We start from the raw sequence: 20,908 nt of genomic DNA, 5'->3' as shown, positions 1-20,908 counted from the left end.
ATTAGAATCTACTTGTTCTTTTCTTATTACAGTGTAAATGAGTTATCTTGATCGCTTAGATCATTATCAAATACATTTGCGGTACTAACTCCATTAAAAACTTTTAATGTTTTTGCTGTAGTTGATGATCCAGAACCATGATATTCTTTATTTCGGAATAGAGGAGTTACATTATATTGATCACCTAAATTTACATTCCCCTTACAATTTGAAATGATAATGCTGTCAACAATTGCGGGCATGGTCTTCACCTCTATTTTATTTTTATTTTCATTGTATGCTGTTTATAAAAAAATAAAGATTGTTTATGAAAAATAAGAATAAGATATTCTTCCTTCGGTTATGGAAAATATAGTAAAATGAAAGCAAGGGGGGATCGAAGTGAAAAAGATTGTGCCAAAAACAAATCTTGAAAGATGGTTGGATGGCTTATCACTTTTTGGAATTGCTGTGATGCTTACATATATTGGTTTTATTTGGCCGTCTTTATCGCATACGATTCCAATTCATTTCGGATTGAATGGAGAAGCGGATGGATTTGGCGAAAAAGGGAATATTTTTATCCATCCGATTGTTGGTCTAGGATTATATATCTTATTTCATGTTTTAAGTCGCTTTCCTGAGTTATTTAATTATCCTCCTCATGTTACAGAAGAACAGAAACAGCGATTATATATTCACTCGCGTACATTATTAGGGTGGTTACAAGTTGAGGTTATTATATTTGGTGTATATAGTACATGGGAAAATGTACAAATTGCTATGCATAGAGAAGTTGGGTTCTCTACTATTTCTTTTGTTATATTTCTTATTGTATTATTTAGCACAATGATATTTTATATTGTAAGAAGTTTACGGATGGTAGAAAAAATTACTCCTTAAAAGAGTATAAAGCTAACGTTCGATCAGGGAATGCAAATTACTAAAAATGGAAAGAGAGGGAGGTTTTATGGGAAAAGATTTATTTAGTAGAGTGGGTCATGTTTATGTTCCGGTAAGAAATCTTGAAAAAGCAGTGAAATGGTATGAACGTGTATTAGGTCTAGAACGAAAAGCACAATTTGTTGATCGAAAAGAATATAAAAATTCAGAAGTAGCGGTATTTCACTTTGGAGGATTACGGAAAGTTGCGCTCTTATTATTTGAAACAGAAAATGAACCAGCAGGTCAATATGTACGAAATGGTTTACCGTTTCCTATTTTTGCGATGAATTGTTCTAACATTGAAGAGACGTACCGTACTTTACAAGAAAAAGATGTAAGAGTAGAAGAAATTGTAACACTAGGAAATAACGAAGCTAAGTATTTTTATTTTTGGGATTTAGATGGAAATATGTTCGAAGTTGCTTGGTCGGTGTGGGATGAAACTGTATAAAATGATTGTTGAAAGCTGTCTGTTCTCAAAGGAAGTGACGTATGATAAGGTTATATTATCAGAATTTACAGAATAATCGCTATTTGCCATTCTGTTAATGCGGGATAAAACGTTTTGGGGACTAGCAATATAAGATGTCTATTGTTAAACATTATTAAAAGTAGGTGAAGAGATTGAATTTTAGTAGAATGGGATTTGAAATGATAGACCCTGAAGAAAACTTAGATTTTGGATTTGAAGACATAGCAGATTTATCCAGGAGATGTAAGTTTTCTGATTGCACACATACAAACGAGCCACACTGTGCAGTAAAAAAAGCCATTTCTGACGGCACTCTTTCTGAAGATAAATTTAATAGCTATTATAGAGATAGAAACGAGGCAGAATACGTTTCTAGACAAAAGAATAAAACAAAGGCTGTTGACTATATGAAACAACTGAAACTCTTTCAAAAACCTTAGTTAAGATGAAATTGATAAAGTGAAACTTCCATCAGTGGGGGTCTTACTGCCCACGAATAGCGGGATAAATAATTAACACGATAGTTCAACATAGCCGTTGACTGATTTTTTTATTTAATAATTGGGTGCTTTAACGGAACAAGGGAACTCCATAAATAGGGGTTCCCTTCCTTTTTGCTGAAATCAACAATATTATTTTAAATAGCCATTTTTATAAAAAATATTTCTTTGACCCCTATAAAATTTACATTCCTTCCGAATATGTATAGCGAAGAAAACAAATGGAGGCAAAAAAGAGATGAAAAATGTACTATTAAAAGGAACTATGGTAACTATGATGGCATGCAGTCCGTTTCTGATGGGAACAGCGGCGTATGCTAGCGAAAATACAGACGCAGCAAAACCAACAGAGACAGCAAAACCAACAGAGACAGCAAAACCATCTCTAGTACAAGGCGACTTCTTTTATTTCGTGAAAACGATGGTGGAAGATATTAAAATGGCTCTTGCGACAAACGATTTAGATAAGGCAAAGCTATTGTCTGAGCAAGCTGCGGAACGAATTGCTGAAGCGGGTGTATTAATCGATAAGGGAAAAGACGATTTTACACAAGATACATTAGGAAAAGCAGCGGAAGACTTAGAAAAAGCAGATAAGCTTTCAGGAGACGAGAAAGAAGAAGCAGAAAAGGCTGCTAACAAAGAGAAAACAGAAGTAGAGAAGTCTACTGAAGTAAAGAAAGAAGAAGCAGAAAAGGCTACTGACAAAGAGAAAACAGAAGTAGAGAAGTCTACTGAAGTAAAGAAAGAAGAAACAGAAAAGCCTGCTGACAAAGAGAAAACAGAAGCAGAGAAGTCTACTGAAGTAAAGAAAGAAGAAACAGAAAAGCCTGCTGACAAAGAGAAAACAGAAGCAGAGAAGTCTACTGAAGTAAAGAAAGAAGAAGTAAAAAAACCTGCTAACAAAGAAAAAAGCGAGACGGAAAAAGTAAAAGTACATATTGGAAACAACATCGAAGCATTAGCAAAAGTGCTTGATAAAGTGAAAAATCCGAAAGCAAAAGCTGCAATTGCAAAAAATATAGAGAAGAGTTTTGCAAAGATTGCAGCGAAAATAGAGAAAGCACAAGAAAAACAAGCGGCTGATCTTGCAAAAGAAAGCAAGAAAGCAGATCAAAATACAGAAGTAACGCCAGCACAACCGGCACAACCGGCACAACCGGCACAACCGGCACAACCGGCACAACCGGCACAGCCAGCACAACCAGAACAAGCAACACAACCAGAACAAGCAGCGCAATCAGAACAAGCAGCACAACCGGCACAGCCAGCACAACCGGCACAGCCAGCACAGCCAGCGCACGCAGCACAACCAGCACAGCCAGCGCACGCAGCACAACCGGCACAGCCAGCACAACCAGCACATAAACCGGCTGTTTCCCATGAGAAGCATGAGCAATCAAACCACAAGGGTCAAACAGAAAACGATAATAATCAAGGAAACGATAATCATCAAGACAACGGTAATCATCAAGGACAAGACAACGGTAAAAAAGTTGGTCACGACAAGCAAGAAGAAAAGCACAAAGAAAAGCAGTAAGTAAATGTGGTATAATGGTCACTTCTTTAGTGACCATTTTGCCATTTGCGGCAAAAGGGGGGAGGGGGATTACTAGTGTTAAGTTTAGTGATGAAAATCATAAAAAAACCGGCCATAGAAGATATAGTATTTAACATTCAAAACAATGACGGTGATAAGGAAGCTTTTATCGCACAGTATAGGCCTTTTATTCGAAAATCAATCTCGACTGTCTGCCGCAGGTATATTACGGAGCAGGATGATGAATATAGCGTTGGGTTGTTTGCATTTAATCAAGCAATTGAACAATATTCATATAAAAAAGGAAAATCTTTTCTGGCGTTTGCTGAGCTTCTTATAAAAAGAGATGTAATTGACTATATACGCAAGGAGTCTAGGCATAATCTCGTCTTTTTAAAAGAAGACCAGCAAGAGGAAATGGTAGAAATGCAGGCATCGCTTACGGAGTATATGAAAGAGATAGAAAATAGTAACCGTAAGGAGGAAATTCTTCATTTTCAAAGTGTGCTAGCTGAGTTTAAAATCACGTTTGTAGAGCTTGCTAAGGAATCTCCCAAGCATCGTGATACGCGTGAGCACTTAATAGAAATTGCAAAGATTATTATAAAAGAAGAGGAAATGATAGAAGAGTTGTTCCGAAAGAAAAAATTACCACTTAAACAAATTGAACCGCGTGTTAGAGCAAGCCGGAAAACGTTGGAGAGGCATAGAAAATACATTATTGCAATGTGTATTATCTTTGTAAACAACTATACATACATTCTTGATTATATAAGAGAGGGGAAGAATGATGAATAAAGGGATTGTGATGGATATACAAAAGCGCAGCGTAGTTGTTTTAACTACAGATGGAGAATTTATCACGTTTAAAAGAAAATCGCACTCTTATATGATTGGAGAGGAAGTCTCGTTTAACGAACAAGAACAAAGAGTACCGCGTTTTTCAATCCCTTCTTTCTTAAAGCCTGTATCGCTGCTTGTTTCTTGTGTTCTATGTTTATTTCTGTTTTTATTCAATCAACCAGAAGAAAAAGCGCTTGCTTATGTCTCTATTGACATTAATCCAAGTTTAGAGGCGAGTGTGACAAAAGATCTTCGCGTTATAGAATTGCGAGCTTGTAATGATGATGGAAAGCACATTTTAAAAGAAATGAAACAGTGGAAAAATCAATCTTTGCAGGACGTAATACATACCATTGTAAAGCTAAGTAAAGAGGATGGATACTTAACGAATGACAAGCAAGTCATGTTAACAGCTGTTGCGAAGGAAAAATCGCTAGAGCCGCAGTTGAAGAAGGCTATGCAAGGATTAAAGAGTGAGTATGATGCACAACATATTACAGTTGTATATCAAGAAAGTACTATGCAAGTGCGAGAGAAGGCACAAAAAGCTGGGGTTAGCACGGGTGTTTATATAAAGCAGGAAAATGAGAAGAAGAAATCGCCTGTTCCTCCTGCACCGTCGTATAATCAGGAGGAACATCCTCCGGAGATACATTCGCAACCAGAGTCATCACCGAATTCATCGTCAAATTCATCATCGAATTCGTCTTCTGTAAAGGAAGGAAGAGATGAGGAACGAGAGCAAAAAGAACAAAAGCAATCCCAGGGACAGCAGCAACAGCAACCAAAAGGAAATAATGGGCATCAGGAAGAAAACAACGATAAAGAACAGAAAAAAGAATATCAGGAACAGAATAAAGAACAGAAAAGTTATGAAAAAGAGCAAACAAAAGAACAGAAAGACTATGAAAAAGAGCAAAAAAAAGCACAGAAAGACTATGAAAAAGAGAAAAAAAAAGCACAGAAGGACTATGAAAAAGAGCAGAAAAAAGAAGAAAAAAAGCATAAACAAGAAGAGAATGGTCATGGAAAAGAAGACTAATAAGTTTCTTCTCTAAAACATGAGGAGAAAGAAAAATCTATAGAATATTTTAAAAGCATAGGGTATATATGTAATACTGAATTTCATATAGTGACGCAAATGTAGGTATTACGACACGACGACACATGTTGTTTAACAATATAGTTTTAAGGCGTATCAACACGTTGTTTGATACGCCTATTTTTTATGGCTTTTTCTTCATTTTATCACGACATTTTTTGGATTTATCGGGATGGTTATCCCGACTATCCAACGAAAGTGAGGCTCTTTTTGAAATATGACTATTCCTATCTGATCTTAGAAATTCGAATCAGTTCAATACGTTGAGTTATCTTCAATCCATCCTTCAAATTCTTCCGCGTTCTTTTTGCTTAATTTTTTTCCATTGATATATATGTTTTTCCATTCATACAATTGTTTGTCTAAGTACACATAAAACTCAATGCGCACATTTTCTTTTTTGCTATAGTCATACCCCGAGAATTCCACCACGTAATGACGTCCTTCTTGTTTGATATATTTCCATTTTGGGTGATCCGTATATATTTCTAATGTGTCACCTTCGTTGCTATCGCGTACAATGTTGGTGATGTTCGTTTGGGTTGGCAGATAATTCAACCCCATTTCTGCGCCGTAAACAATTGCAAACGCCAAAACATTGAGTCCGATCATAATTCCGATATGGGTCCCACCTTTTGTACGATAATAGGCATCTTGTTGGGTTTCTGATATGGTGTTACATTTTTTTATAATGCGTTCGACATGGTTGTAATACCAGCGGTTCCCCATATATCCAGATAGTAAAGATAATACTAAATAATAAATGAAATCCGTCCAAGTCGGAATATCTGCAAGATAAGGGGGGATCGTCCAAAGAATGTCTATGAGCAAGAAAAGGATAAAGGGTTTGTACATTTTTCGATATGCGAACCAAAATGTATTAAGAAAAAATGCTGCCCAGTTCCATGTGTTTTGCTTCGCTGGATTTTTTACCTTACCCCATTTCAAATCATAATATGGTGTGTTCTTGCGAACGACCTTGTGTAGTTCTTGCTGGAATACGAGTTCATCTAATGCTGTCATCTATTTGTTTCTCACCTTTCGTTTTTATGCATACATTTTAGAATACGATAGCGAACTGCTGTCGTCCACTGTTTTTTGTTATCTTTTTGATGAAGGAAACATTATGTATTACCGCATTCCTACGATGATATATTTCATATACTTAAAAGTAGCACTAATCATTATCACTTCACAGTTGTTTGACAGATAGTATAAATGTACATAATCAATTTTCTCACATGCCAAAACAAGGTTTTTTCTCTAAGACATTTAGAAAACCTAAACTACCTAATTATGAATTACTACACGACATGTGTTTGGCTATCATCAATGATCTTAACAAAACAAACATGGAAATTAGTGCGGCTGTTTTAATGGGAAATGAAGAAGAAGAACAACGCATAGCTGAAATATTTACGAGTTACATCGAACCATTTAGATTGGAAATAACTACACTAAAAGATATTCTAGCTATAGTTTGTGATGCTCGTTTAAATCATGAGCCATTAGAAGAAACAACATTTTATACACTCATGAATCAATATGAATACTATCGACAAGAACGACTACGATATGGTCCTCAAATGAATGAATCCATAAATTTACTAAGAGTCATGAATTGAAGGCACTCAATTAAGAGTGCTTCCCTTTATTGGGGTTCTGCCACAGAGCCAACAACAAAAACATGTCGTGATAAAAGGAGTGGAAAACCCACTCCTCTTTTATTTTCTTATAATTGTTAAACAACATGTCTTTCCTGTTAATTTAAGCCTCAAACTTTATTTCTCTTGCCTTTCAGTAAAAGTACAACACTCTATGCTTTTTGTGTACACTGAAATAATTTCTATATTTTGTTATTAAGTGATGTGATATGTAAGGATAAACCAATTTTTAGATGTTGTTAAAATATTCAAAAAATTCCTTCCCTTTCTATTTTTTTGTTATATAATATAAACATAAAATCCAATCTGTTATAAAACAGTTTGAAGAGAAGGAGATGCTAATATGTCGACACAAACTTCGCGGGTCACACTCGTTGGAGAAGTATTACCGGCGTATTTGGAGATTTTGACACCAGAAGCACTCACATTTATAAAAGAGTTGCATGAGAATTTTAACGAGCGCCGTAAAGAATTACTACAGAAACGAGTAGAAAAACAAAAGAGAATTGATGCAGGGGAGTTGTTACACTTTTTAGAGGAAACTGCACATGTTCGAGCGGATGATTGGACGATTGCACCGCTTCCGAATGACTTGCAAGACCGACGTGTAGAAATTACAGGGCCGGTTGATCGCAAGATGGTTATCAATGCTTTGAATTCAGGAGCACGTGTCTTTATGGCAGACTTTGAAGATTCAAATGCACCGACATGGCAGAATGCAATTGAAGGACAAATAAATTTAAGAGATGCAATTAAGGGAACGATTTCATATAACAATGCAAATGGGAAAGAATATCGTCTCAATGAACAAACAGCTGTTTTAATGGTGCGCCCTCGTGGTTGGCACTTGCAAGAAAAACATATGTTAGTAGATGGTGAAGAAATATCAGGTAGTTTATTAGATTTTGGGTTGTTCTTTTTTCATAATGCAAAGGCGTTAATTAAAAAAGGAAGCGGCCCATACTTTTACTTACCGAAAATGGAAAGTTACTTAGAAGCAAGACTATGGAATGATGTGTTTGTATTTGCACAAAAATACATGGGTATTCCGCATGGAACAATTAAAGCAACGGCATTATTGGAAACGATTCACGCTTCATTTGAGATGGATGAAATTTTATATGAATTGCGGGATCATTCGGCAGGGTTAAATTGCGGACGTTGGGATTATATCTTTAGCTTCTTAAAAACTTTCCGCAATCATAAACAGTTTCTACTTCCGGACCGAGCGCAGGTAACGATGAGTGTTCCGTTTATGCGCGCTTATTGTTTGCGTGTGATTCAAACGTGTCATCGCCGTAATGCACCGGCAATGGGCGGGATGGCAGCACAAATTCCAATTAAGAACGATTCGGCAGCAAATGATGCAGCATTCGAGAAGGTGCGTGCTGATAAAGAGCGTGAGGCGTGTGATGGACATGATGGGACTTGGGTTGCCCATCCGGGACTTGTGCCTGTAGCGATGGAAGTATTTGATCGCATTATGACAACATCAAATCAAATATATCGAAAACGAGAAGAAATTTGTATAACAGAACAAGATTTATTAGAAGTTCCGGTGGGAACGATTACAGAAACTGGTCTTCGTACAAATATTAGCGTTGGGATTCAATATATTGCATCGTGGCTAAGTGGCAGAGGTGCAGCACCAATTTATAACTTAATGGAAGATGCGGCGACAGCAGAAATTTCACGTGCACAAGTGTGGCAATGGATTCGTCATGAGAAAGGAAAATTAGAGGATGGAAGAAAGATTACGTTTGCACTAGTAGAACAGTTCAAAGCAGAAGAGTTAGCAAAAATTGAACAAGAGATTGGTAGCGATCGTTTTGAAAAAGGACGATTTGTAGAAGCTACGAAACTATTTATGAATCTTATTAGAGAGGATGAATTTGAGTCATTTTTAACGTTACCAGGGTATGAAATTTTATAAAGCGAGGTCTTCATTAGTGGAGTTTTACTGCCCGCGAATAGCGGATAAATAAAGAAAAGGGGATGGAAGAAATGGTAAATGAAAGAGTACAGCAATTACAAGAGAACTGGGAGCTCGATAAACGCTGGAAGGGAGTTACACGTCCATATTCTGCCGAAGATGTCATTCGTTTGCGCGGATCAATCGATATTGAATATACGTTAGCACATCGCGGTGCAGAAAAGCTTTGGGATTCTCTTCATAGCGAAGATTATATTCATGCACTGGGAGCATTAACTGGGAATCAAGCAATGCAGCAAGTAAAGGCAGGTTTGAAAGCAATTTATTTAAGCGGCTGGCAAGTAGCGGCAGATGCAAATTTATCGGGTCAAATGTATCCAGACCAAAGCTTGTACCCAGCAAATAGTGTACCGGCAGTTGTAAAACGTATTAATCAAACGCTGCAGCGTGCTGATCAAATTCAGCATATGGAAGGCGGCGGTGATATTGATTATTTCGTACCAATTGTTGCTGATGCAGAAGCTGGCTTTGGCGGACAGCTTAATGTATTTGAACTCATGAAAGGGATGATCGAGGCAGGAGCATCCGGTGTTCACTTTGAAGATCAACTTTCTTCCGAAAAGAAATGTGGTCATTTAGGCGGAAAAGTATTATTACCAACACAAACGGCAGTGCGCAATTTAGTATCAGCACGTCTGGCAGCAGATGTAATGGGAGTACCAACGCTAATTATCGCAAGAACGGATGCAGATGCAGCTGATCTAATTACAAGTGATATTGATCCTGTTGATAAACCGTTTATTACAGGAGAAAGAACACCGGAAGGATTCTTCCGTACGAAAGCTGGACTTGACCAAGCGATTGCGCGCGGCTTAGCATATGCACCGTATGCTGATCTTGTATGGTGTGAAACATCCGAGCCGAATTTAGAAGATGCGAAACGCTTTGCAAAAGCAATTCATGAAAAATTCCCTGGAAAACTATTAGCTTACAACTGTTCACCGTCCTTTAACTGGAAGAAAAAATTAGATGATAAAACAATTGCAAACTTCCAAAAAGAAATTGCATCTTACGGATATAAATTCCAATTTGTAACACTTGCTGGCTTCCATGCTTTAAACTACGGCATGTTTGAATTAGCGCGCGGATATAAAGAGCGAGGCATGGCTGCTTACTCAGAGATGCAGCAAGCTGAATTTGCAGCAGAAGAGTACGGCTATTCTGCAACGCGTCATCAACGCGAAGTGGGTACAGGGTACTTTGATGAAGTAGCGCAAGTAATTACGGGTGGAACGTCGTCAACAACAGCATTGAAAGGATCTACAGAAGAAGAGCAGTTTACGCGATAATAAAGTTCAACTAACCATCAGTGAGGGGTCTCACTGTCTACGAATAGAGGAATAAGAAAGAGTCAGCTTTCGGGCTGGCTTTTTATATTACAAATATTTCTAGATATTAGAAAATAAAGTTCTATATAAGAAAATGTTATTTTATGCATGAAGATTATGCTATTTAATTTTAGTATTTATAAATATATATAAAAGGAAATTTTAATTTAATAATAAGAAATTGTAAAAAAAATGAAAATGACGAGTATTCTTAAAGCAAAATGGTACAATTATCCATGTGGATAATTACATAAAAATTATCTAAAAATGAAAAGGAGAGAAGAACGATGACTAGTGAAGCGGAAAAGTATACCTCACAGTACATTATTAATTCAAAGACGATTGCACTACTTCCAATTGTTTTGAAAGATAAACGAATTGTGACGCGTGTGATTGAAGAAAGTGATGAGTTTTTTGTGTATCAAAAACCACTTGAGATTGTGGAGCAAAGCTGTCGTCAATATGGAGCTAGCTTTGGCGGGCGGAAAGACGGCACGAAAGAGTACACAGGTTTTACGCATAAAGCACCAATTGCAATTAGTCCTACAGACCATATTTATTTTTTCCCCACGTTTTCTTATTCTCGCAAAGAATGTGCCTGGTTATCTCATTTTCATATTGAAAGTGTGACAAAACTTCCACATGGAAATATTCTCATTGAATTCATAAATGGCCAGACAATTAAACTAGAAGTATCTAAAAACAGCTTTGAAAATCAGAGAAACAGAACTGCACAGCTACGTGCAGAATTTGAAGATAGAAAAAGAAAACAAGCAGAGCCAAAATTTTTACTGGTCAATCAAAATGAGGTTTTAGAGTTAAAACCAGCATATGAGAAAATGTATCTGTTGAAAAAAGAAGATTGATTATATAGGGAATAAGAAAAAGGAAGATAGTCCTTTTTCTTATTCATACATAGGAAACATATTAATTATAATGAGAGTTTTTATCCAGCTATTCGCGGGCGTCCTGTGATTCTGGGCGAGCCGCTTCCGCTTTTCTACAGAAGATAAGGGGAAGATAACTGCTGGTATGCGCCGATTGAGCGGGCTTTCCATCAGTGTGGGGAAGAAAACCCCCACTGATGGAAGTTTTACTGTATATTTTTTTGTTCTTGTAAATTATGTTGTATATTCTTTTTTTATATGGTATAGTAAATGTATAGTTGAATACCTAAATCAAGCAATCCATATATTATCAAGTGCCGTGAAACTAGCGAGGAAATTGTGTATGTGTTCTGTTTCGCATTTGATAATGTGTGGATTCTTTTTTTATGTTGTGAAAACTACAAAATATATTTATTTCCTAGGAGGAAGTTATTATGAAAACAGGTCAAGTAAAATGGTTTAACAATGAAAAAGGTTTCGGTTTCATCGAAGTTCCAGGCGAAAACGATGTATTCGTACATTTCTCTGCTATCACAACTGAAGGTTTCAAATCTTTAGAAGAAGGCGAAAAAGTTAGCTTTGAAGTAGAAGACGGTAACCGTGGACCTCAAGCTAAAAACGTTGTAAAACTATAATCTTATAGATCATAGTGTGAAAAAGGATGGCATTTGCCATCCTTTTTTATTTATTTGAAACAGGATTTTTTCTTGAAAATATGGAAAATAAATATATATCTAGTTGTCATATATGCTATTTCCCCTTGTTGTTTAATAATGGTAAAGTAATAACAGGAAAAGATAAAAATGAAGCTTCTATTAAGAAATGTTTTTCTCATTGATGAAAAGTTCGCACCAATCGGGCTCTTACAGGAAATCTAATATCCTCTCCATTCAGAAGCCCGTTATAGCGAGGTAAAGGGGTACATAGTAGAATGGATTTTCAAACAATCAAAGAATATTTCACAATAGAAAATATGGAACGCTTGTTAGAAAGCTATCAGGCATTTGGTCCGTTAATTGGAATTGGCCTTCCGATGATTGAAGCGTTTATTCCAGTTTTGCCGCTCTTTTTATTTGTTATGGCGAATGCAGTTGCATTTGGATTATGGCTTGGATTTTTTTATTCATGGCTCGGTTCATGTATAGGAGCATTGCTAGTGTTTTTTATCATTCGTCGTTTTGGAAGAAGTCGTTTTTTTGCTTTTGTAAATAAGCATTCGCGAGTACGCAGTGCGATGGCGTGGATTGAACGAAAAGGATTTGCACCTATTTTTCTTTTATTTTGTTTTCCGTTTACACCATCAGCACTTATCAATGTTGTAGCAGGTTTGTCGCGTATTAGTAAGCGGCAATTTGTTTTAGCACTTTCACTTGGTAAACTTGTGATGATTTTCGTGTTAAGTTACATTGGTTATGACCTTGCATCTTTTATGCATAAGCCAGTAAAAACAGTTATCGTATTAGGTGTCATTTTTATTTTATGGTATGTCGGAAAGAAAATTGAAGTAAAACTTGAACTAAGTAGAGACTAGACTTCACAAGTGAGTGCATCCCTGTTATATAAGGTGAGACTTTTATCAGTGGGGGCTTCGTGCTCTATTGATAGAAAGCTCTCATCAATCGGGCTCTTATGGGGAGTGATCCCCCACCTATGTTCTTTGTTTTCACTGAATTTTGAGGTGAGGTACTGTCCGTTAGTGCCGGATAAAAGCTGAAGGGAAGTGGCATGATGATGCGAAAGTGGAAAAACGAAAGCAAAGAGTGGATGAGAACCATTTTTATAGGTATTTTATTAGCTGTATTTTTCCGCACTTTTTTCTTTGCAACGTATGTTGTGGAAGGAAAATCGATGATGCCTACACTTCAAGATGGTAACATGCTGATTGTAAACAAAGTTGGTTATCAGTTTAGTGAGTTAAACCGTTTTGATGTTGTTGTCTTTCATGCAAATAAACAGGAAGATTATGTGAAGCGAATTATTGGTCTGCCAGGGGACAAAATTTCATATAAACATGATAAACTATATATTAACGGGAAATTTATTGAAGAACCGTATTTAGATGTATATAAAAAGCAAACTCATGGACGACAGCTAACAGGAGATTTTACTCTAGAAGAGTTAACAGACGAAAAAGTTGTTCCGAAAGGATTTATCTTTGTGCTTGGAGATAATCGTCTAGGAAGCTGGGATAGTCGTTACTTCGGATTTGTAAAAATAGAACAAGTTGTAGGAAAAGTTGATTTGCGCTACTGGCCAATCAATGAAGTACAAACAAATTTCTCTAAGGGGTAATTCGAAATTTCGGATTACCTTCTTTTTCGGATATATCTTGATTGACAGAGGTTCATTTACAGAAAGGCGGGTTTACATGTCACTTCGATTTATTATAGGACGAGCTGGAAGTGGAAAGAGTACACAGTGCTTGCAAGAAGTACAGCAGGAGCTGCAGCATCGCCCAAAAGGTGAAACCATTTTATATCTTGTGCCAGAACAGATGACATTCCAAACGCAGCAAGCATTAATTAATGGAGACGTGAGCGGCTCCATTCGTGCGCAAGTGTTTAGTTTTTCACGTTTAGCGTGGAAGGTTCTTCAGGAAGTGGGAGGAGCAAGCCGCCTTCATATTGATGAATCTGGTGTGCATATGTTGCTTCGTAAAATTGTGGAGGCGCGTAAAGAAGAGTTATATGTCTTCCAAAAAGCAGCGGAGCAAAACGGATTTTTTGAACAGCTTGGCAGTATGATTACTGAATTTAAACGCTACAATTTAACGCCGTCAAATGTGTATGCAATGTGGCAAGAGTTAGACGCTCATAGCAGCGGAAATGAACAGAAATTGTTAGCGAATAAAATGTATGACTTGCAGCTTCTATATGATGATTTTGAACGAGCTTTAATTGGAAAATACTTAGACTCTGAAGATTACATGCAGCTTTTATTTGAAAAACTTCCGCATTCAGAGTATGTGAAAGATAGCATTATTTATATTGATGGATTTCATACATTTTCACCACAAGAGCTAGAAGTTGTAAGGCAATTATTAAGATGCGGGGCAAGAATGACAATTGCATTAACGCTTGATGAACAAACGTTATCACAGCCAGCGAATGAGCTAGACTTGTTTTACCAGACGCTTATAACATATGAAAAAGTAAAGCAAGTAGCCAGGGAAGAGAAAATCATTATTGAAAATACAATTATAATGAGAGAACAACCGCGCTTTATGTCAAGGGCACTTGCGCATTTAGAGGCGCATTATGATTCTCGTCCGTATGCAGAGTTTCAAGGAGAATCACAGATTACGCTATATTCTGCGGCTAATTTGCGGGCAGAGGTGGAAGGCGTTGCGCGCGAAATTCGTAGGTTAGTAGCAGAGGAAGGATATCGTTATCGCGACATATCTGTTCTACTTCGCAATGGTGAAAGCTATTACGATATGATCAAGACGTTGTTTGTTGATTATAATATCCCATTCTTTATTGATGAAAAACGACCGATGCTTCATCATCCATTAATTGAGCTAATTCGTTCAGCCTTAGAAGTCATTAGTGGAAATTGGCGTTACGATGCGGTATTTCGCTGTGTAAAAACCGAACTGTTGTACCCGTTAGATGTGAATAAAGCAAGAATACGTGATGAAATGGACGAATTTGAAAATTACTGTTTAGCGTATGGAGTACAAGGGAAACGGTGGACTTCGGAAGAACCATGGACATATCGTCGTTATCGCTCATTAGATGGTGTACATGGTGGCCAAACAGATGGTGAACGAGAAACGGAAGAGAAAATTAACCGTCTTCGTGAGATTGTCCGCACACCTATTATCCGTTTGCAAAAGCGATTAAAACGAGCAGCAACAACAATGAGCATGTGCGAAGCGGTTTATTTATTTTTAGAAGAGCTAGACGTTCCCAAAAAATTAGAAGATTTACGTTTGCGAGCAGAAGAAGAAGGGAACTTCTTATTTGCGAATGATCATGACCAAGTGTGGGAACAAGTAATTACACTTCTGGATACGTGCGTTGAAATGCTCGGAGAAGAGAAAATGTCTCTTTCTATGTTTGTAAATGTTATGACGACAGGATTAGAATCACTGCAGTTTGCTAATATTCCGCCGTCTTTAGATCAAGTTTTAATTGCAAACATTGACCGTTCTCGTCTTTCTAACATCAGGGCAGCATTTGTGATTGGAGCAAATGAAGGGATTATTCCAGCGGCGCCAACAGATGATGGTGTATTATCCGATGAAGAACGAGAAGTACTTGTTTCAGCGGGAATAGAACTTGCACCAACAGCGCGGCAAAAGTTATTAGATGAACAATTTGTCATTTATCAAGCGGTTACTAGAGCATCGGAGAAGTTATATATTTCTTGTCCGCTAGCAGATGAAGAAGGAAAAACGTTACTAGCATCTAGCTTCATAAAGAAGATGAAAAGAATGTTTCCTTCTGCAGGTGGAATATTTATAACGAATGATGTAAATGATCTATCATCTCGTGAGCAAATTTCATATGTGGCAACGCCAGAAGTGACACTTTCGTATTTAACGCAGCAATTGCAAAACTGGAAACGTTACGGTTTTGAAGGCAATCTTTCTTTTTGGTGGGATGTATACAATTTTTATGTTACGTCGCCAGAATGGAAACAGAAGAGTAGCCGTGTGTTATCAAGTTTATTTTATCGAAATCGGGCGCGTAAATTAAGTGATGCTGTAAGCCGGGAGTTATATGGTGACAAGATTAGAGGTAGTGTATCACGTATGGAACTCTTTAATCGCTGCTCGTATGCTCATTTTGCGCAGCATGGATTATCTTTGAAAGAACGTGATATTTTCAAATTAGATGCACCAGATATCGGCGAACTGTTCCATGCAGCTTTGAAAAAAATTGCTGATAAGCTATTGAAAGAAAAACGTACTTGGGCTGATTTAACAGTAAAAGAGTGTGAATATCTTTCTGTTACAGTTATTGAAGAATTAGCACCGCTTCTGCAGCGTCAAATTTTATTAAGCTCGAATCGTCATCATTATTTAAAACATAAATTGCAGCAAATTATTTTCCGTACTTCACTTGTCTTAAGAGAGCATGCAAAGTCAAGCGGATTTGTACCTGTTGATTTAGAAGTCGGATTTGGTATGGGCGGAACAAATTCATTGCCACCTATGAATTTTGAACTGCCAAATGGTGTGAAAATGGAAGTAGTCGGGCGAATTGACCGCGTTGATAAAGCGGAAGATGAAACCGGAACATTTTTACGTATTATTGATTATAAATCAAGCTCTAAAAAACTAGATTTAACGGAAGTATATTACGGCTTAGCTCTGCAGATGCTTACGTATTTAGATGTTGTCACGACAAACGCAGGCAAATGGATGAAACAAGGCGGAACTGCAAATCCTGCTGGAGTACTTTATTTCCATATTCATAACCCAATTGTTGAAATGAAAGGCGACGTATCAGACATTGAAATTGAACAAGAGATTTTAAAGAAATTTAAAATGAAAGGGCTTGTCCTTGGAGATGCTGATGTTGTTCGGTTAATGGATAACACATTAACATCAGGAAGCTCTAATATTATTTCAGCTGGCTTGAAAAAAGATGGCAGCTTTAGTGCACGTTCTGATATCGCAAGTGAACAAGAATTTAATGTACTGCAACAATACGTACATCGTAAATTTGAAAACATCGGGACAGATATTACAGAAGGTGTCATCGATATTGCACCGTATAAAATGGGAAATAAAACAGCATGTACGTTCTGTAATTTCCGCTCGGTTTGTCAATTTGATGAGTCGCTAGAAGATAATAAATACAGAGCATTACAAGATATGAAAGATAGTGAAGCGTTAGAGAAAATGAGAGGAGAGACCCAGTCATGATACAAACTTGGCCAGCGAAACCAGAAGGAAGTCAGTGGACCGATGATCAGTGGAAAGCAATCGTTGCTGATGGCCGCGATATTTTAGTAGCAGCTGCAGCTGGGTCGGGAAAAACGGCGGTACTTGTTGAACGGATTATTCGTAAAATGATTCGAGAGGACAATCCAGTTGATGTCGATCGTTTACTTGTTGTGACGTTTACAAATGCAGCGGCGCAAGAGATGAAAAATCGAATTGGGGAAGCGTTAGAAAAAGTATTAATCGATGATCCAGCTTCGCCGCATATCCGAAAGCAGCTCAGTCTGCTTAACCGGGCATCCATTTCGACAATTCATTCTTTCTGTTTACAAGTGATTCGAACGTATTATTATATGCTCGATATTGATCCGCGCTTTCGCATTGCGAATGAAACGGAGAATGAATTATTAAAAGAAGAAGTACTGGATGACATATTAGAAGCAGAGTACGGTATGCAGCAGAATGAGGTGTTTTTTGAACTTGTCGATCGTTATACGAGCGACCGTAGTGATGATGACCTGCAGCGTATGATTTTAGCTCTTCATACAGAATCAAGAGCACATCCAGATCCGAACGGTTGGCTTGATAAATTAGTTGAAGCATATGATGTAGAAGGAAAAACAATTGAAGATCTTATGTATGCTTCGTATTTATTGGAAGATGTAAAGGTTCAGCTGCAAACAACAAAGCAATATGTAGAAAAAGCAATCGAACTTGCAATGTTACCAGATGGTCCAGCACCGCGCGTTGAAACGCTGCAAGCTGATCTTCTTTTAATTGAGAACTTGTCCGGGGCAGCGAATGAATCTTGGACAAGCACATACGAAGCGATGCAAAATGCCTCTTGGCAAACGTTAAAGCGTATTAAGAAGAGTGATTATAATGAAGAGATTGTGAAACAAGTCGATTCTTTACGTAATAAAGCGAAGGATGAAGTAAAGAAATTACAGGAAGAACTGTTTAGCAGAAGTCCAGAAAGCTTTTTACGGGATTTTCAAGATATGCATCCCGTACTGCAAAAGCTTGTTGATCTTGTAAAAGTATTTACAGAACAGTTCCAAGCGATTAAGCGTGATAAAGGAATGGTTGATTTTACAGATTTAGAGCATTTTTGCTTGCAAATCTTAAGTGAACGTTCTAGTGAGGGAGAGATACGCCCATCACCAGTTGCGTGGCAATATCGCAATAAATTTGCAGAAGTGCTTGTCGATGAGTATCAAGACACAAACTTTGTACAAGAATCCATTATTAAACTAGTAACAAAAGACTCTGAGCAAGACGGCAATTTATTTATGGTGGGCGATGTAAAACAGTCCATATATCGCTTCCGTTTAGCGGAGCCAGGGCTATTTTTAGGGAAATATAGACGTTTTACATCTGAAGGCATAGATGGCGGCATGAAAATTGATTTAGCAAAAAACTTCCGCAGTCGTCATGAAGTACTAGCAGGGACAAACTTTATTTTTAAACAAATTATGGGCGAAGCTGTCGGAGAAATTGATTATGATGAAGACGCTGAGTTGAAGCTTGGAGCGAGTTATCCAGAAGGAGCGGATACATCAGCAGAGCTGTTATTTATTCATCAATCTGATAGCGAAGCAGTGGATGAAGAGGAAGGCGTGGAATTAGAAAAGGCGCAATTAGAAGCACGCCTTATTGCGCAAAGAATAAAGGCAATGGTCGATTCTGGTTATGAAGTGCATGACCGAAAAATAAATGGTATGCGCCCAGTTACTTACCGTGATTTTGTTATTTTATTGCGCTCTATGCCATGGGCGCCGCAAATTATGGAAGAGCTGAAACAACAAGGTATTCCTATTTATGCAGAGCTTTCGACTGGATATTTTGAAGCGACGGAAGTCAATATTATGATGAATCTATTTCGTGTGATTGATAATCCAGCGCAAGATATTCCGCTGGCAGCTGTTCTTCGTTCACCTATTGTTGGATTAACAGACGAAGATCTTGCGATGTTACGTACTTATGAGAAGAAAGGTTCGTTTTATGAAGTGATGCGTTCTTTCTTACAAGGTGCGCCGCTAGAAGAAGAGAGAGAATTGCATGAGAAGGTGTTATGGTTTTATGAACATTTGCAAGTTTGGCGTGAATTCGCTCGCCAGCAATCGCTCTCTGATTTAATTTGGAAAGTGTATCGTGAAACAGGCTATTATGACTTTGTAGGCGGCCTTCCTGCTGGCAAGCAGCGTCAAGCAAACCTCCGCGTGCTATACGATCGTGCTCGTCAATATGAAGCGACTTCATTTCGCGGTTTATTCCGCTTCTTACGTTTTATTGAGCGTATTTTAGAACGCGGTGATGATATGGGGACAGCGCGTGCTCTCGGAGAACAAGAGGATGTTGTTCGGATTATGACTATTCATAAAAGTAAGGGGCTGGAATTTCCAGTTGTATTTGTGGCAGGGCTTGGACGACGTTTTAACACACAAGATTTGATGAAGCGATTCTTGCTGCATAAAGATTTTGGATTTGGCTCGCAATTTATTGATCCGAAAAAGCGTATTAAATATACGACATTATCACAGCTCGCGATTAAGCGGAAAATGAAAATGGAGCTCATTGCAGAGGAAATGCGTGTGTTATATGTAGCTTTAACACGTGCGAAAGAAAAGCTTATTTTAATCGGGACAGTAAAAGATAAAGAAAAAGAAATGCAAAAATGGCTCGATGCACGTGAGCATACAGACTGGTTATTGCCGGATTATGTACGTGCCGGGGCAACTTGTTACTTAGATTGGATTGCACCATCGTTATGCAGACATAAAGATAGTGATATGCTTCTTGAAATAGGACAAGGAAGTATTCCAACTGATATATATGAGTATGATACGAACTGGAAAGTAGAAGCAGTTGATGGAGCGGGATTACAGGCACCGGAGCCAATGAAAGAAGAAAAGCAAGAACTATTAGAAGCGCTTCGGGAACAAAAGTCGGTTTCTGCATGCAGTGAACAAAAAGATGAAGTGTATGAAAGATTAACTTGGCAATATGGATTCCAAGATGCTACGGCGCACCGCGCAAAGCAATCTGTTACGGAAATTAAACGAAATTATCAAGCACAAGAAGTAAGCGATACTGCGTTTATTAAACGAGTTCGTGCACCAATTGAAACGCGTCCGCGTTTTATGGAGAAAAAAGGACTGACGTATGCAGAGCGTGGGACAGCTGTTCATACTGTTATGCAGCATGTAAATGTAACAAAAGCAATAACAATTGAAGCCATTCAGGAACAAATTGCTGAAATGGTAAATAAAGAGCTCTTAACATTTGAACAAGCAGAAGAAATAGCACCGGAAAAAATTGTTTCATTTTTTGAAACAGAATTAGGTAAACGTGTATTAGCTGCAGAAAGTGTAGAGCGCGAAGTGCCATTTACGATGATGTTATCAGCAGAGGAAGCATATCAAGATTGGAAAGATGAGCAAGATGAATCAATCCTTGTTCAAGGTGTTATTGATTGTATGATTGAAGAAGAGGATGGTATCGTTTTAATTGATTTTAAAACAGATACAATTGAAGGTCGTTTCCCAGGTGGATTTGAACAAGCGAAATCAACGTTAGAAGAACGTTACAAAGTGCAGCTGAGTCTTTATCGTAAAGCAATTGAGAAAAGTTTGCATCAACCAGTAAAAGAAACGTATTTATACTTCTTTGATGGCAGCCACGTATTGCAAGTAAAATAAGTGTGTCGTAAGTATATAGGATAACGAAAAAAAACGGAGGGATTTCCCTCCGTTTTTT

The 20,908-nt window shown here is 37.7% G+C and carries 17 protein-coding genes; 15 read left to right on the top strand and 2 right to left on the bottom strand.

Going from position 1 to position 20,908, the window contains the following annotated elements:
* Positions 1-26: 26 nt before the first annotated feature.
* Positions 27-242 carry a spore germination protein gene (locus WAX78_RS19060; RefSeq protein WP_336483735.1) on the bottom strand — a complete coding sequence of 72 codons (216 nt, stop codon included), beginning with the start codon at positions 240-242 and terminating at the stop codon, positions 27-29.
* Between the two features lie 139 nt (positions 243-381).
* On the opposite strand from WAX78_RS19060, the gene WAX78_RS19055 reads away from it, so the two are divergent.
* The 6 genes from WAX78_RS19055 to WAX78_RS19030 all read left to right on the top strand — a co-directional run bounded on the left by WAX78_RS19055 (position 382) and on the right by WAX78_RS19030 (position 5,321).
* Entirely contained in the window at positions 382-882 is a 501-nt protein-coding gene (locus tag WAX78_RS19055) for a DUF1648 domain-containing protein (RefSeq protein ID WP_336483577.1), read from the top strand.
* Positions 883-949: 67 nt separating this feature from the next.
* On the top strand, positions 950-1,375 hold the full coding sequence (locus tag WAX78_RS19050; protein WP_336483576.1) for a VOC family protein: 426 nt from the start codon (positions 950-952) through the stop codon (positions 1,373-1,375).
* Positions 1,376-1,563: 188 nt separating this feature from the next.
* Positions 1,564-1,836, top strand: a complete 273-nt coding sequence (locus tag WAX78_RS19045; RefSeq protein ID WP_336483575.1) for a ribosome small subunit-dependent GTPase A — start codon at positions 1,564-1,566, stop codon at positions 1,834-1,836.
* A gap of 298 nt (positions 1,837-2,134) precedes the next feature.
* A complete protein-coding gene (locus tag WAX78_RS19040) occupies positions 2,135-3,436 on the top strand; it encodes a DUF5667 domain-containing protein (RefSeq protein WP_336483574.1) in 1,302 nt (433 codons plus the stop codon).
* A gap of 75 nt (positions 3,437-3,511) precedes the next feature.
* Entirely contained in the window at positions 3,512-4,234 is a 723-nt protein-coding gene (sigI, locus tag WAX78_RS19035; RefSeq protein WP_336483573.1) for an RNA polymerase sigma factor SigI, read from the top strand.
* Complete coding sequence (locus WAX78_RS19030; protein ID WP_336483572.1) at positions 4,227-5,321, top strand: anti-sigma factor domain-containing protein; 1,095 nt, start codon at positions 4,227-4,229, stop codon at positions 5,319-5,321. Before sigI ends, WAX78_RS19030 begins: the two co-directional genes overlap by 8 nt.
* Positions 5,322-5,636: 315 nt before the next feature.
* Here the strand turns inward: WAX78_RS19030 and WAX78_RS19025 are convergent, their stop codons facing one another.
* Positions 5,637-6,404 carry a DUF2628 domain-containing protein gene (locus tag WAX78_RS19025; RefSeq protein ID WP_336483571.1) on the bottom strand — a complete coding sequence of 256 codons (768 nt, stop codon included), beginning with the start codon at positions 6,402-6,404 and terminating at the stop codon, positions 5,637-5,639.
* 329 nt (positions 6,405-6,733) lie between these two features.
* On the opposite strand from WAX78_RS19025, the gene WAX78_RS19020 reads away from it, so the two are divergent.
* From WAX78_RS19020 to addA, 9 genes are all read left to right on the top strand, one after another.
* Complete coding sequence (locus WAX78_RS19020) at positions 6,734-7,006, top strand: hypothetical protein (RefSeq protein WP_336483570.1); 273 nt, start codon at positions 6,734-6,736, stop codon at positions 7,004-7,006.
* A gap of 382 nt (positions 7,007-7,388) precedes the next feature.
* On the top strand, positions 7,389-8,978 hold the full coding sequence (gene aceB / locus WAX78_RS19015; protein ID WP_336483569.1) for a malate synthase A: 1,590 nt from the start codon (positions 7,389-7,391) through the stop codon (positions 8,976-8,978).
* 71 nt (positions 8,979-9,049) lie between these two features.
* Complete coding sequence (gene aceA / locus WAX78_RS19010; protein WP_336483568.1) at positions 9,050-10,327, top strand: isocitrate lyase; 1,278 nt, start codon at positions 9,050-9,052, stop codon at positions 10,325-10,327.
* Between the two features lie 326 nt (positions 10,328-10,653).
* Positions 10,654-11,232: a competence protein ComK gene (locus WAX78_RS19005; RefSeq protein ID WP_336483567.1), complete on the top strand. Its 579-nt coding sequence runs from the start codon at positions 10,654-10,656 to the stop codon at positions 11,230-11,232.
* Positions 11,233-11,687: 455 nt separating this feature from the next.
* Entirely contained in the window at positions 11,688-11,888 is a 201-nt protein-coding gene (locus WAX78_RS19000) for a cold-shock protein (protein ID WP_020059863.1), read from the top strand.
* 296 nt (positions 11,889-12,184) lie between these two features.
* Positions 12,185-12,784: a TVP38/TMEM64 family protein gene (locus tag WAX78_RS18995; protein ID WP_336483566.1), complete on the top strand. Its 600-nt coding sequence runs from the start codon at positions 12,185-12,187 to the stop codon at positions 12,782-12,784.
* 197 nt (positions 12,785-12,981) lie between these two features.
* Positions 12,982-13,545, top strand: coding sequence for a signal peptidase I (lepB, locus tag WAX78_RS18990; protein WP_336483565.1), 564 nt, complete (start codon positions 12,982-12,984; stop codon positions 13,543-13,545).
* Between the two features lie 76 nt (positions 13,546-13,621).
* Positions 13,622-17,131, top strand: coding sequence for a helicase-exonuclease AddAB subunit AddB (addB, locus tag WAX78_RS18985; protein WP_336483564.1), 3,510 nt, complete (start codon positions 13,622-13,624; stop codon positions 17,129-17,131).
* A complete protein-coding gene (addA, locus tag WAX78_RS18980) occupies positions 17,128-20,850 on the top strand; it encodes a helicase-exonuclease AddAB subunit AddA (RefSeq protein WP_336483562.1) in 3,723 nt (1,240 codons plus the stop codon). The genes addB and addA overlap by 4 nt, the downstream gene beginning before the upstream one ends.
* Positions 20,851-20,908: the final 58 nt, after the last annotated feature.

It is taken from the genome of Bacillus yunxiaonensis (genome assembly GCF_037104695.1).
Lineage (GTDB): Bacteria > Bacillota > Bacilli > Bacillales > Bacillaceae_G > Bacillus_A > Bacillus_A yunxiaonensis.
This window is presented reverse-complemented; position numbering and strand designations above follow the sequence as displayed.